Here is a 14,064-nt window from a genome sequence, read left to right as displayed (position 1 = left end):
GTTACGTTACAGTCCTAGCATCGACTATAACACTAGGGACTGTATAGAATTCGATACCAGTTATCAATTTTTAATACTAGTCATTAATACTAACTATCAATATAGCTTGCAGCTTCATCGAGTGAGACACTGACTAAAGTAGAAATGCCTGCGTTAGGCATCGTAATACCCTTAAGCTCATCGGCAATCTGCATTGTCAGCTTATTATGACTGATAAATATAAACTGCAAATCGTCTGCCAACTCATGAATCAGACTGGTAAAGCGGGCAACGTTGGCATCATCAAGGGGTGCATCGACTTCATCAAGCACACAAAATGGGGCAGGATGCTGCTTAAATATCGCAAAAATTAAGCTAAGTGCAGTAAGCGTTTTTTCACCGCCTGAGAGTACGGCCAAGCGACTATTACGCTTGCCTTTCGGCTGCGCCATTAAGGTTAGCCCTGCCCGCCACTGTTCTGATTTTGATGCATTAGCAGGCATGTCGTCAGTGTTGAGCGTTAAGCTAGCTTGTCCACCGCCAAAGACTTTGGCAAATAAATTGGCAAGCTCATCATTGACCGCCTCAAGTGTCTGCATAAATAGCGTCTTGGTGGTCTCATCAATAGAAGCAATCGCCTCGGTCAACGTCTGCATACTGGCAGCAATATCTTCTGTCTGCTGCGCCAGCGGCTCTAAGCGTTCATTGACCTCAGCCAATTCTGCAACCGCTGCTAAGTTAACCGCACCAATTTTACTTAACTGCTGCTCAAGCTTTGCACGTTCGGACTCAAGCTCAGCGATTTTGTCTGGACGTACGCGGCGATCATGGGCAATAAAGTCCGCTAATAAATTTGAGACACTAATCGGTTGCTGTGGTAACTCTTCATCAGTTTTATATCTATGCCTAATACTAAAATAAGCTTCTAAAGTCTCTTGCGTATGACTACTGGCATCGTCTAAACGTGCCGCGCTTAATGCCAGCTCGGTGGCGAGACGCGCAAGCTCACTTTGCTGAGTCTGCAATGTATGTTGTAGCGTATCTAGCTCTGCCTGCTGCTGACTATAATCCTCTTTAAGCGCCGTTAATGCCGTCTCACGCTCTGCTAATACTGCCTGCTGCTCATCGCGTGCTGTCTGCGCTGTGTGCAATGCTGCTTGCAGTGCTGGCAGTTTATTTTGCTGCTGTTCATGACGCGCCTTTAGACTTTGCTCGTTTTGTAGCGAATTATCATGTTGCTCACTCGCACGGGTAAGACTACTAACGCTATGCTCTAAACGCATCTCGCTTTGTTGAATACGAAGTTGCAATGCTTGCCAAGCGTCATCATCTGCCTGACGTGTGTGGGCAAGCTCACTACGCTCGGACTGTAATTGCTGACTCAATGCCCGAGCATCGGCTATTTGCGGCGTCAGCGCTGCTATCTCGCTTTGGATATGCTGCTGCTCATGATTGAGAGTTTGCAATTCTTGATCTAATTCTTGTTGCTCTTGCTCAAGGGCTACTTTATCAGCATTTAGACGCTGGCTGTCCGCTTGTAGACGCTCCGCATTAGCGCGCTGAGTAGTGAGCTGTTGCTGGTATTGATGCTGGTCACGGGTCAATTGCTCAGCTTGCGCACGGGTTTCTTCTAAGCTGACAGTCATTGCATCATAGTTACGCTGGTCATTAGCAATAGCCTTTTGCTTATCTTGTATTTTGACCTCAAATTCATCAAGCAGATTTTCTAATACTTGCAGACGGCTGCGCTGCTGTAAACGCTGGCTTAAGAATTGGCTATTGCTCTCATTTTGACCATTTTGCGCCCCAGCAAACTTGCTGAGATTAATCGTACCCTGACGACTGATAAGCCAACCGTCCGAGGTTAATAAAATGGCTGATGATGGTAATATTTTTAGGATATCGGCAAGCGCTTCAAGTGTCTGCTGATTATTCGTTTCAAGCTTCGCGATATATAAATAACAGTGCTGCCAAAGTGCTAAGTTAGGTGCAATAATTAGCTGTGATAAAGGCAGTACTTTATCAACCAAGCTATCAGGCAATGGGCTAACAAATGAACTGTCTCTAATTTCACTTTGCTTAGCAGATAGCCAAAGGCTATGACCAGTTTCTATTGAAGAATTCTCTTCTCTATTACTACGCTCATTTTGTGCGGTCTGATAAGTAAACAAATCCGTTAAATTATGCTCAAGCGCTTGCCATAAGCTATTCACTTTTTGAACGTCGCTGTTAATTTTTTCATTACTTGATTGTTTAGAAACCAGCACATGACTATCCAGCCATAACGCCAATACGCTATCGAGTAGCTCTGCGTGCTGTTGCCCTTTGGTGCTTAACTCAATCTGCTCACGCAAGGTCGTGATAGCCAAGTCTTTATAGTCGTTGGCTATTTCATTTTCTAAATCAGTTTTTAAATTGTCATTTCCTGAAATAGATAATTGCTGTTGAAGTTTTGCCGTAGTTTTAGGATGCAATATCTGGTGTAGAGTATCGTACTCACCTGCTAAAACTGCGAGACGTTTTTCATCCTCACTCAACTCGCGTTGCTGCATATTCAAGCGCTGCTGTAAATCATGCGCTTGCGGTTGTAGCTCAGACAGTCGCTCATCGATACTATCTTGCTGACGCTCAATCTGCTGCAACTGTTTATTTAGCTCAGCAACTTGCGTCTCTAATGTGCGCTGCAAATTGTTCGCGTCAGCCTGCTCTTGCCCATCACCATCAGCCCCGTCAGTATTGGCAGCTGGTGCTAGTGACTGTTGTAGTTGCTGCCATAGACTCTGCCAGTTTTGCTGGCGACGCTGCCATTTCTCATGGTTTTGCTGATGCCGTTTTTGCGCTTGGCTATTAATCGCTTGCTGCTGCTCAAGCGTACGAGCATTATCTTGCAGGCGTGACAGCTTGTTTTGCGCTTCATGCCATGCGCGCTGCAACGGTTGCTCATTGCGTTTATACGCTTCACGTTTATTCGTCAGTTCAATTAGCTGCGGACGCAATTCTTCTAGCACGTTTTGCTGCGTGGCTTGCTCAGCTTTTAAACGCTCAATCTCATCGACTGCTTGCTCACGCTGCTGCTCTAAACTGACTAGTTGCTGTTCAATAACGGTTAGCTGTGATTTGGCATCACTGAGCTGGTGCTCAGCTTGTTGATAGCTTAGCTGCTGCTGATAATGGCTGCTTTGGGCATCGTCTTTTAGCCACTGTTCTTGATTGATATGGGCAGCAAGCTTATCTTGTTTGGCTTTTAGAGTCTCATAGCTGGCTTGTAATGTGGCGACCTCATTAGCGCTACGCTCATGAGCTATTTTTTGCTGCTGCTGATTATGCTTGGCTTGATACAGTTGCTGAATGGCAAGTTGCTGCTTGATATCAACAAGTGTTAACGCTAGCTCTTCGTAACGCTGAGCGCTTTCTGCTTGCCTAGATAATCGTTTTTGCTGGGTAACCAGCTCGCTTTGCATGTCGTGCAGGCGTGCTAAATTATCTTTAGTTTTCTCTAACTTTTTTTGCGTTTCTTCGCGGCGCGCTTGATAGCGCGAAACCCCAGCCGCTTCTTCGATAAACTCTCGCAGCTGCAGCGGGCTAGATTCAACAATTCGCCCAATCATACCTTGTTCGATAACCGCATAACTGCGCGCGCCAAGCCCAGTTCCCAAGAATACATCGACTACATCACGGCGACGGCAGCGCGTGCCATTGATAAAGTAGTCTGAGCGTCCTTCCTTATTTACCTGTCGGCGTACTGACAGCTCTTGATAGAGATTGAATTCATGGCGAATACCCGTCTGTTCATCTTGCGTATGCTCAAAAGTCAGCTCGACACTGGCAACACTTTTGGCAGATTTATCTTGCGTGCCTGCAAAGATAACATCACTCATTGCCCCGCCACGTAACTGCTTAGCAGAGGTCTCGCCCAGCACCCAGCGAATGGCATCAATCACGTTGGATTTGCCACAGCCGTTCGGCCCGACGATGGCGGTGATACCATGGTGGAAGGTAAAAGTCGTTGGATTGGCAAAGGATTTAAAACCTGCCAGCTTTAGAGATTTTAGACGCATGAATAATCAATAAACTTAGCGAAAACAGGCGGCTATTCTACCTGAAATTGTGACGAGTTTTTAGAGTTTGTGAGGAATGCTATAATATGTTCACTTTAAAAAGTATATAGTGCTACTGGGATGAATTTTGTGTAGCCTCTGGAGTGACGAAGTCGCACAGCAAGCAAGGAAAATTTATACCAGTAGCACATTCAAATCTATATACTAGTTTTATTTCAATTCATTATATGATACTGCTCAAAAGCTAAATTATTAACCACTAAAAAAGAGAATTAAAATGGCAGAATATAACCCGCAAGAACTACAACAAAAATATGAAGAATGGTGTGAGCTACATCGTAAACAGCTTGAGGCGCAACAGCAGTTCTTAAAAGCTGAAGCATTGCAAAATGAGTTGAAAGATTACTATCTAAATCCGCAATGGATGACAGATCGTGAAGCGGATCTGCCAATTGAGCACTCAGGTAAAGAGCACTCTATCTTTAGTGAAGATGCGCTATGGAATATGCTCAGCGATCATGATGAGTTAGCAAGAAAGTGGATGCGTTTAGGGCTAGATGCGATTGATAGGAAATAATCATTTCAAGCTTTCATCTGCTTTGATTAAAAATACAATGGTAGAGGCTGTCATGTGTAGCACATACTGAATAAGGTGTTCAGGAACTTCTATGTCATCATTACCTTTACCATGACCACTCAATTTGTTTCGAGGTGTACCTATACTTGAAGTAAGCATATTGCTTAATGAATTAAATTGATCTGTCCAAAACTTTGGTATCAATTCATTAGCTAAGCAACAATCAATAAGCTTCTTTGAAGCTGCATTGTTATCACATATCCAACTTCTCTTATGAATTATAATTTTCATTGTACTTTCAAAAGCTTTAAGACAATCTGTTAGAGCAGCATCGTAACGACTATGACGATAATGTTCGTGAGCTTTTAAGAATTCTTCTTGTGCACCTTTATACATTGGATTACTTAGTAGCTGTAAAGCTGGCTTAACAGCTTCAGCATGGATAAACTCAGAATCTACTCTAATGATTTGACCATTCTCGTATTGATAACCTATGCCATGTTCACGAAAACGTTGGTTCAATTCATTGATAGCTTCATCAACGTTTATAGAAACTTTATACCTATATTCTCTAGCGAAGCTTGAAATAATTTGCATCATCAACTCTATAACACTTAGAGCTTGCTCAATATTGTCTTCACTTAAAAAATAGTTAGAAATACTTTCAAAGTAGGTGATATAAATTTCATTATCACTGTCTTCTTCATTTAGTTTAAATACACCTATCTCTTTGCATAGACTCTTGTAGCATTTTTTCAAATGTTCACGATTTAAGCTACTAGGATTCCAATCACCGCCAGAATAGTCCTCTTCTATTGTTTCATCCCATAAGTGAACTATTTGAACTTTAAGCGCGCGTGGTAATTCATCGTATTGGTAAACGTCAGGATATTCACCTCGAAGCTTCTTCTGCCTTTTATGAAATAAATCAACAATAGCCATGTTAAACCCTCAATTCATTATTAATCAATATTTCGCTAAACCTAAATTAAATCACCCCAATTCCACTTAACAATAACTGCCCGCCAGCAAACAATAGCAACACCCCAAAGGCACGCTTAAGCGTGAGCGCAGGTAATACATGAGCAAGCTTGGCACCGACTTTTGCCATAGCGAAACTAACGACGGAAATACATAGAAAACCCGTAATATGTACAAAGCCTATCGTACCCTCAGGTAAATTGACCACGTCTTGACCAAACCATGCAAAGCCTGCCGCGCCAGCCAATGCAATCGGTAGCCCGCAAGCCGCTGAAGTGCCAACCGACTGCTTCATTGGCAGTCCCGCCCAATTTAAAAACGGTACGGTCAAACTGCCGCCGCCAATGCCAAAAATAGACGATGCCATACCAATACCCGTACCCGCGCCAAACTGCACACCAGCTGACGGTAACGGCTTACCTATCTGCTCTTTATTAGAGAAGAACAACATCTTTAAAGCGACCAATAACGCCCCGACACCGATGATGGCTTGCAATACTTTACCGTCAATCATGTCAGCAACGCCTGCTCCAACGAGGCTACCGATAACCAAGCCCAACGCCATTTTTCGCCACACTTCCCAGCGTACACCGCCGCGCTTATTATGCGCCGTGAGTGAGCTAATAGAAGTCACTACAATGGTCGCAAGTGAGGTACCAACTGCCAAATGGGTGACCACTTCAGGAGGAAAATGATACGCAGTAAAAATCCATACCAATGCTGGTACGATAATCATGCCGCCACCGACACCAAACAAACCTGCGCTGACCCCAGCAAATGCCCCTGCAATGACAAACCACACATATAACATTATAGCTCTACCTTTTATTATGGTTATTTTTAGTTGATAATAACCAGCGCCTGCGCGTCATTAGCATCTAAGTCGTGACAATTCTGCCGATGGCTGTCATTCTTAACAATGGCCTTAGTATATCAAATGCTATCTCAAAGACTCTATCAAACATTATATGAACTACAGCGACTAAATTTATGCCGTTATCTATATCTATGCCGTCACCAGCCAATCCTTCCGTCCATTTAGCTGAGGTTACGCATCGTCATGTGACCAGCAGTGCCTCTACCAATAGTGAGCTGATAGACGCTGTGCAAGATGGTACGCTGGATGCTACTGAGTTGCATCTACTAACGGCTGAGACCCAGAGTGCAGGGCGCGGACAGCGAGGACGCTCATGGCAATCACCGCGCGGTAATGTTTATCTGTCGTTATACCATCCAGTACACATGCCTATTAGCGGTTTGTTATCGTTAATCATCGGCGTTGAGCTGGCAAAAACGCCTGTTATCCAAACATTGAATGAGCAATTACGCGCGCAAAGTTTAACCCCTATTGGCGTAAAATGGGCCAATGATTTAGGCTTTTATCAAAACTCACCCGAATCAGATAAAGCTGAACTAGACACGCAAATTATTCAATTTAATAAGCTTGCTGGTATTTTAATTGAACCAGTATGGAAGGCAGGAAAATTGGTTGGTGTAGTCATGGGCGTTGGACTTAATGTACAAGCTGCGCCAAAGCTAACCGCGCAAACTTGTGAAGGCATGAGCTATCAAGCAGTTAGCTTGCAAGATATTTATGGAATGCTGGCGTCAGATAACGCGAACAGTCTACCAACCTTACAAACGCTTTATCAGCAAATTAGTGAAGCGTTACTGGCGGCTATGACCCGCTTTGAGCACTTTGATATCGAAAGGCCAACTGGACATACTTACTATCTGGACAGTTTTTTGCAAGAATTTGCGACGATGGACGCACTGGCAGGTCTGCGATTACGTGTCACCCAAGACCATGATGATAATTCGCATGTAATCACTGGTGACGCCTGCAGTATTGATACAAACGGCTGTTTGCAATTGCGTCAAGATAACGGTAAGATTTCTGCGCTTTTTACCGGTCGTATTGATGTGATTCATGAGGCTTAGACCGCCTACTTAACGAGCACTATATAAAGGGATTTTTATGCTCTGGTTAGATCTTGGAAATACTCGTCTTAAATACTGGCTCACTGATGATATCGGGCAGATAGTCGCGCACGATGCCAAGCAGCATTTACAAGCGCCTGCCGAATTACTCATGGGTCTAACCGATCGCTTTGAGCGTTATGCGCCCGACTTTATCGGCATCTCATCTGTACTGGGTGACGAGCTGAACGTAAAAGTATCAGAGACTTTGAGTCGTCTAGATATTCCGTTTGAGTTTGTCCATGTTGATGCTGAACACCCATTGATGCGTAGCGCCTACAATGACGAGCAGCTCGGCTGCGATCGTTGGCTACAGATGCTGGGCGCAGTTGATAAGAAAAAGCGTCAATGCGTGATTGGTTGCGGTACAGCGGTGACGATTGATTTGATTGATCACGCTGAGCATTTAGGCGGTTATATTTTCCCAAGCATCTATCTGCAACGCGAGTCCCTATTCTCTGGTACCAAGCAAATCACCATCTCTAACGGTACTTTTGATAGTGTCAGTCAGGGCACTACCACGCAAGATGCGGTACATCGTGGGATATTATTATCCATCGTTGGTGCGATCAATGAGATTAGCCATCGTCATCCCAACTTTGAAGTCATTATGACGGGTGGTGATGCAGCCATTATTGCGCAACATGTCAATCGTCCAGTGCGCCTGCGCGATGATTTACTGTTAAATGGTCTGGCACGCTATTTTGACCATAGTAAACAGACATAGTGTTTTGAGCATTTGTATAAATAAAAAAAGCAGTACGTTTTAAGCGTACTGCTTTTTTGTTATAGCCTGTTCGATTTCAAACCCATACAGAGTGCTAAAGGGATGAGTTTTTCACAGCCTCTTTCACGTTTGCAAACAGCAAGCAAGAAAAATTTAGCCCATTAGCACGAGGATATTAATGTATCGATTTTATTCTGAAATTAATATCTAACGAACATTCAATAATTTTTACTTAGTCTCGTTAAACAACTCACGACCAACCAGCATACGGCGAATCTCGCTGGTACCTGCGCCGATTTCATAGAGTTTGGCATCACGCCAGAAACGACCTAGCGGATACTCATTGGTATAGCCATTACCGCCAAAGATTTGAATGCCTTCACCTGCCATCCAAGTGGCTTTTTCGGCACACCATAAAATCACACTGGCGCAATCTTTACGCACTTCTCGACTATGACCAGCACCGCGTTGATCTAACATGTCGAGATTTTTACCAACGGTGTATAAGAAGCTACGCCCCGCCTGCAAGATGGTATACATATCCGCAACTTTACCTTGGATAAGTTGGAACTCACCAATCGCTTGACCAAACTGCTTGCGATCATGAATGTAAGGGACGACATTATCCATCACCGCTTGCATGATGCCGATAGGACCTGCGGCTAATACCGCGCGCTCGTAATCGAGACCACTCATCAGTACTTTAACGCCTTCGTTTAAGCCGCCTAAAATGTTTTCTTTAGGGACTTCAACATTATTAAAAGTCATCTCACCGGTATGACTGCCGCGCATGCCTAATTTATCGAGCTTTTGCGCTGTACCAAAACCTTCCATGCCTTTTTCAACGATAAATGCCGTCATGCCTTTAGCACCCATCTCTGGATTAGTTTTGGCATAAACCACCATCACATCCGCATCAGGACCATTGGTAATCCACATTTTACTACCGTTTAAAATGTAGCCGCCGTCTTTTTCTTCGGCTTTTAGCTTCATACTGACCACATCTGAGCCAGCGCCCGTTTCACTCATCGCGAGAGCACCAATGAATTCACCGCTAATGAGTTTCGGCAGATATTTTTGCTTTTGTTCCTCTGAACCATTGCGTTTAATTTGGTTGATACAAAGATTAGAGTGCGCACCGTAGCTCAGCGCCACGGACGCAGAAGCGCGGCTAATCTCTTCCATTGCGACCATATGAGCGACGTAGCCCATATCAGCACCACCGTACTCTTCAGGAACAGTGATACCATGTAGACCTAAATCACCCATCTTTTGCCACAAATCCATTGGGAATTCATCGCTGCTGTCAATCTCAGCCGCACGCGGGGCTATTTCATTAGCCGCAAACTGCTGTACCACATCACGTAACGCGTCGATATCTTCGCCAAGCTGAAAATTCAATCCAGGTAAACTCATAACTATTCCTTGTATTTTGATGTTTTAAATATTAATTCGTCTTTAAAGCCACTGTATTTTCAGCGCATTTAATTAGGACTGACGCTTATTAATCAACGCACGCGCCACGCTTGACCCATTACGACGACCTAGAAACTCACTGATACGCTCGCCAGCGACGACCAGTTTATCCAAGTCAATACCAGTGCTAATACCCATACCGTGCAGCATATAGACTACATCTTCGGTTGCGACATTACCCGTTGCGCCTTTGGCATACGGACAACCGCCAAGCCCAGCCACTGAGGTATCGAATTCGCTGACGCCCATCTGTAGTGCGGCTAAGGTATTACTGACTGCTTGACCATAAGTATCATGAAAATGTCCTGATAGCATAGCGATGTCGGCATATTCTAATGCGGCTTGTAGCGCGCGCTGTACTTTCAGCGGCGTACCAACACCAATCGTATCAGCAATACCAATCTGTTCTGAACCAATCTCAACCAAGCGCTTAGTCACATAAGCCACTTGGCTAGGAGCAATCTCGCCTTCATAAGGACAGCCGACCGTGCAAGAGATAACGCCGCGTACCTTGATGCCCTGCTCTTTTGCAGCAGCAGCAACGGGTGCAAAACGTTCAATACTTTCATCGATACTGCAATTGATGTTTTTTTGACTAAAGGTCTCACTAGCTGAGCCAAAGATAACGATTTCATCAGGACGATGTACGATGGCATTTTCAAAACCGCGCATATTTGGCACGAGTACCGAATAAATAACGTCATCACGCTTATTATCTGCAAGCACGGTCATCAGCTCACTGTTGTCGCCCATTTGCGGCACCCATTTTGGCGAGACAAAGCTGGTCGCCTCAAGCTTTTTGACGCCTGCCGCGATTAAATCGTTGATAAGCGTTTGCTTAATGGCAGTCGGTACTGTCATCGATTCATTTTGTAAGCCATCACGTGGGCTGACATCCACGATGGTGACGTGCTCTGGATACGAATGGCTCATGGTTATTATCCTTTCATTGTTCTTATACTTAGGTTTTTAAGCTTCGCTAGCTTCTGTGTCGATGCGCAGTAACTCATCACCATCAGCAACCGAGTCGCCCGCAGCAAATAACAACTCTGCCACCACGCCATCAGTCGGTGCGGTAATGGTATGTTCAATTTTCATCGCTTCGATAACGGCGAGTGGCTCGCCTTTCTTCACGCTATCGCCGACAGCTACTTTGAAGGCAACGACCTGTCCTGGCATTGGCGATTTTAAACTACCGACCGCTGCAGACTCTTCGCCTACGTGCGCCATGATATCAATCAGCGTAATCTCGTCCCGACCGCTATCTGTGAACACATAAACGGTCTCATTATGTACCCAACTTTGGGCATTAGTACGTACGCCATCTAACCATAAAGTATGATTATGCGAGTCACTGCTGGCGTAGCTAACTTCACCTTCATAAACACTTTCTGTCTGAGCGGCTACATTGACATTATCCTGGGTATCGTTACTCGCAATCTCTTTTTCAATGACCAACGTAAAGCTGCTGGTATTTTCAGCACTCTTTTTACTGTCAGAATAATGTGCGTTGTGCCAATTACTAATACGGGCGCTATAAGCTTGCTCATCATATATCAAGCTAAACGATCTCGCATAGGCATTATAAGCACGGAAACCAGTAGGCTTACTAAACGGATCTGCATCTGCGTCTTGTGCAATCACTTCACTGGCAAGCTGCTGAGCAATGGCTGTCACAGCAAGCGTCGATAACTGAAGCGGATGCTGATTAAACAGCTCGTCCGCCTCACGCTCTATCAATGCGGTATCGAGATTGGCTTGACTAAATGACTCAGTATTTAGAATATAGCGTAAAAATGCCACGTTAGTCGGCAAACCAACGATGCGTGTTTGTCCGAGTGCTCGATCGAGTTTAGCCAATGCTTGCTCGCGAGTGGGCGCATGAACGATAAGCTTAGCGATCATAGAGTCGTAGAATGGGCTAATCACATCGCCCTCACGCACCCCATCATCGATACGTACATCGGTAATGTTAAAGGTGCTGTGCTCAGGTTTTTGATAAGTAAATAAAGTACCTGTCGCTGGCAAAAAACCATTGTCAGGGTTTTCAGCACAGATACGCGCTTCAATCGCATGACCATTAATCGCCAGCTCATCTTGCTGCTTAGGTAATGGCTTACCCGCGGCGACCAAGAGTTGCCACTCGACCAAATCGACGCCAGTAATGGCTTCACTGACTGGATGCTCAACTTGCAAACGGGTATTCATCTCCATGAAATAAAAATTCATAGAACCTTCGCGCTGTTCAACGATAAATTCAACCGTGCCTGCACCAAAATAACTAACCGCACGTGCGGCTTCGATTGCCGCTGTTCCCATCGCTTCACGCATGGTAGCGTCAACACCTGGAGCTGGCGCTTCCTCTAATACCTTTTGATGGCGACGTTGTACCGAGCAATCACGCTCAAACAGATGCACATAGTTGCCATGTGTATCACCAAATACTTGGATTTCGATATGGCGTGGTTTTAGGGCGTATTTTTCGACCAATACCTGATCATTACCAAAGCTGGTAATCGCTTCACGACGACAGGAGTCTAACAGGTCAATAAAATCGCTGCTCTGCTCAACGATACGCATGCCTTTACCGCCACCACCCGCACTGGCTTTAATCAGTACTGGATAGCCAATGCTATCTGCTTGCTGCTTTAAAAACTCTGCATCTTGATTGTCACCATGATAACCCGGTATCAATGGCACGCCAGCCGCTTCCATCAAACGCTTGGACTCAGATTTACCGCCCATAGCGCGAATAGCATCAGCTGATGGACCAATAAAGACCAGACCAGCATCCTGACAGGCCTGCGCAAAATCTGCATTTTCACTTAAAAACCCATAACCTGGGTGAATCGCTTCTGCACCAGTCTCTTTAGCAATCGCAATGATAGCATCGCCTTTAAGATAGCTGTCTTTGGGAGACGATCCGCCCAAATAAACGGCTTCATCACAGACAGCGACATGCTTAGCTTCACGGTCGGCATCAGAATAAACAGCGACGGTGCTTACACCCAGACGCTTAGCAGTTGCTGCAACACGGCAGGCAATTTCACCACGGTTGGCGATTAGAATTTTAGAAAACATAACTATCCCTGTGTCTTGTCGTTTTTATCGTTTTTAACATTCGTTTGTGACATTAATAAATAATGATAAATAATAAAATATAGGTTGATGTTCACGTGTGACTGTTTTAAAAAAAATAGCATCTGCTGTTAATTTATCGTCAATTTACCAAATATCTCTTCTATTATTAATCTGCTGTCAGCCAATCAGGCTTCCTTTTTTGCAGAAACGCTTGTACGCCTTCTTTACCTTGCTCTGATGAACGAATATCAGCAATGCCTTTTACCGTATCGGCAATCAACTCATCGCTAATGGGTGCGCCCGCCACTTCATGCAATAAACGTTTGCAAGTCTTAACCGCATCCGGGCTGTTTTTGACCACTTTGGCGCAGAACGTGGCTACCTCATCATTAAGCGCTTCTTCGCTGACGCGCTCATGGATAAAGCCCAGTTGCTGAGCTTTTTTGGCATCAAAAACTTCTGCACTTAAGAAATAGCGCTGTGATGCGCGAGCACCTAGCGCCTTAATAACATAAGGGCTAATCGTTGCAGGAGCCAATCCCAAACGTACTTCGCTTAGGCAAAAGTTCGCAATTTTAACCGCGATGGCTACATCGCAAACGGCTACTAAACCCATACCACCTGCATAGACATCCCCTTGAATAGCGGCAACCGTTGGTTTGGGGCATTCATAAATGGTCTTAAGCATTTGCGCGAGTTTATCAGCGTCTGCTAGGTTCTCTTCATAGCTATAATCTGCCATCGCACGCATCCAGTTAAGATCCGCACCAGCACAAAACGCTTTACCAGCAGCCGCTAGCACAATGACTCGGACATTATCATCAGTGCCAAGCTTGTTAAATACATCCGTTAATTCGGCAATCATTTCATCATTAAAAGCATTACGTATTTCAGGGCGGTTTAATGTTACCGTAGCCACGTGCTGCTCAATATCGACCAATAGGCTTTTATAATTATTCATATAGAGTTATCTCAATGTTTTGTGGTAACTTTTGCATGTCTTTTTTTACGGATAATTTTGCGTCACGTTCTTTTTTACTTCTAACACCGTCATTCTATCTTCGAAAAGAAATGGGTGACTGGTAGAAATTTTCGCAGCCTCTGTCGGCGTAGGCACAGCACGCAAGAAAATTTTTACCAGTCACGTACTGGCCTTAGTAATACCGTTTTTATTGTAAACTAAAGCACTCACTCATCAAAAGTAG

The 14,064-nt window shown here is 44.6% G+C and carries 10 protein-coding genes; 3 read left to right on the top strand and 7 right to left on the bottom strand.

Features of this window, described 5'->3' with window-relative positions; genetic code table 11:
• Nucleotides 1–89 precede the first annotated feature (89 nt).
• Nucleotides 90–4,037 (bottom strand): AAA family ATPase, encoded by a 3,948-nt coding sequence (locus tag AK823_RS02050; RefSeq protein ID WP_068325814.1) that lies wholly within the window; start codon nucleotides 4,035–4,037, stop codon nucleotides 90–92.
• Between the two features lie 277 nt (nucleotides 4,038–4,314).
• On the opposite strand from AK823_RS02050, the gene AK823_RS02045 reads away from it, so the two are divergent.
• Nucleotides 4,315–4,614 carry a DUF4298 domain-containing protein gene (locus AK823_RS02045; RefSeq protein WP_068325811.1) on the top strand — a complete coding sequence of 100 codons (300 nt, stop codon included), beginning with the start codon at nucleotides 4,315–4,317 and terminating at the stop codon, nucleotides 4,612–4,614.
• On the opposite strand, the gene AK823_RS02040 is transcribed toward AK823_RS02045, so the two are convergent.
• Both AK823_RS02040 and AK823_RS02035 read right to left on the bottom strand, forming a co-directional pair.
• Nucleotides 4,615–5,556 (bottom strand): hypothetical protein, encoded by a 942-nt coding sequence (locus tag AK823_RS02040; RefSeq protein ID WP_068325810.1) that lies wholly within the window; start codon nucleotides 5,554–5,556, stop codon nucleotides 4,615–4,617.
• A gap of 46 nt (nucleotides 5,557–5,602) precedes the next feature.
• Nucleotides 5,603–6,406: a sulfite exporter TauE/SafE family protein gene (locus AK823_RS02035; RefSeq protein WP_068325809.1), complete on the bottom strand. Its 804-nt coding sequence runs from the start codon at nucleotides 6,404–6,406 to the stop codon at nucleotides 5,603–5,605.
• A gap of 179 nt (nucleotides 6,407–6,585) precedes the next feature.
• Here AK823_RS02035 and AK823_RS02030 point away from each other — a divergent pair, with 179 nt between their 5' ends.
• Together AK823_RS02030 and AK823_RS02025 are read left to right on the top strand one after the other, a co-directional pair.
• Nucleotides 6,586–7,536 (top strand): biotin--[acetyl-CoA-carboxylase] ligase, encoded by a 951-nt coding sequence (locus AK823_RS02030; protein WP_068325808.1) that lies wholly within the window; start codon nucleotides 6,586–6,588, stop codon nucleotides 7,534–7,536.
• A 37-nt stretch (nucleotides 7,537–7,573) separates the two neighbouring features.
• A complete protein-coding gene (locus AK823_RS02025; protein WP_068325805.1) occupies nucleotides 7,574–8,302 on the top strand; it encodes a pantothenate kinase in 729 nt (242 codons plus the stop codon).
• 228 nt (nucleotides 8,303–8,530) lie between these two features.
• Here AK823_RS02025 and AK823_RS02020 read toward each other — a convergent pair whose 3' ends face one another.
• The 4 genes from AK823_RS02020 to AK823_RS02005 all read right to left on the bottom strand — a co-directional run bounded on the left by AK823_RS02020 (nucleotide 8,531) and on the right by AK823_RS02005 (nucleotide 13,820).
• Nucleotides 8,531–9,718, bottom strand: a complete 1,188-nt coding sequence (locus tag AK823_RS02020; protein WP_068325803.1) for an isovaleryl-CoA dehydrogenase — start codon at nucleotides 9,716–9,718, stop codon at nucleotides 8,531–8,533.
• 72 nt (nucleotides 9,719–9,790) lie between these two features.
• The gene (locus AK823_RS02015; RefSeq protein WP_068325800.1) at nucleotides 9,791–10,711 is read right to left on the bottom strand and encodes a hydroxymethylglutaryl-CoA lyase; all 921 of its coding nucleotides are present in this window, start codon (nucleotides 10,709–10,711) and stop codon (nucleotides 9,791–9,793) included.
• Nucleotides 10,712–10,747: 36 nt separating this feature from the next.
• On the bottom strand, nucleotides 10,748–12,859 hold the full coding sequence (locus tag AK823_RS02010; RefSeq protein ID WP_068325795.1) for an acetyl/propionyl/methylcrotonyl-CoA carboxylase subunit alpha: 2,112 nt from the start codon (nucleotides 12,857–12,859) through the stop codon (nucleotides 10,748–10,750).
• Between the two features lie 166 nt (nucleotides 12,860–13,025).
• Nucleotides 13,026–13,820, bottom strand: a complete 795-nt coding sequence (locus AK823_RS02005; RefSeq protein ID WP_068325792.1) for an enoyl-CoA hydratase/isomerase family protein — start codon at nucleotides 13,818–13,820, stop codon at nucleotides 13,026–13,028.
• Nucleotides 13,821–14,064 lie beyond the last annotated feature (244 nt).

The sequence above is a fragment of the Psychrobacter sp. P2G3 genome (assembly GCF_001593285.1).
Taxonomy (GTDB): domain Bacteria; phylum Pseudomonadota; class Gammaproteobacteria; order Pseudomonadales; family Moraxellaceae; genus Psychrobacter.
This window is presented reverse-complemented; position numbering and strand designations above follow the sequence as displayed.

Bases quoted from the DNA above. Each gene is read 5' to 3' on its own strand.
- AK823_RS02050 (WP_068325814.1), bottom strand. From the start codon at position 4,037: ATGCGTCTAAAATCTCTAAAGCTGGCAGGTTTTAAATCCTTTGCCAAT.
- AK823_RS02045 (WP_068325811.1), top strand. From the start codon at position 4,315: ATGGCAGAATATAACCCGCAAGAACTACAACAAAAATATGAAGAATGG.
- AK823_RS02040 (WP_068325810.1), bottom strand. From the start codon at position 5,556: ATGGCTATTGTTGATTTATTTCATAAAAGGCAGAAGAAGCTTCGAGGT.
- AK823_RS02035 (WP_068325809.1), bottom strand. From the start codon at position 6,406: ATGTTATATGTGTGGTTTGTCATTGCAGGGGCATTTGCTGGGGTCAGC.
- AK823_RS02030 (WP_068325808.1), top strand. From the start codon at position 6,586: ATGCCGTTATCTATATCTATGCCGTCACCAGCCAATCCTTCCGTCCAT.
- AK823_RS02025 (WP_068325805.1), top strand. From the start codon at position 7,574: ATGCTCTGGTTAGATCTTGGAAATACTCGTCTTAAATACTGGCTCACT.
- AK823_RS02020 (WP_068325803.1), bottom strand. From the start codon at position 9,718: ATGAGTTTACCTGGATTGAATTTTCAGCTTGGCGAAGATATCGACGCG.
- AK823_RS02015 (WP_068325800.1), bottom strand. From the start codon at position 10,711: ATGAGCCATTCGTATCCAGAGCACGTCACCATCGTGGATGTCAGCCCA.
- AK823_RS02010 (WP_068325795.1), bottom strand. From the start codon at position 12,859: ATGTTTTCTAAAATTCTAATCGCCAACCGTGGTGAAATTGCCTGCCGT.
- AK823_RS02005 (WP_068325792.1), bottom strand. From the start codon at position 13,820: ATGAATAATTATAAAAGCCTATTGGTCGATATTGAGCAGCACGTGGCT.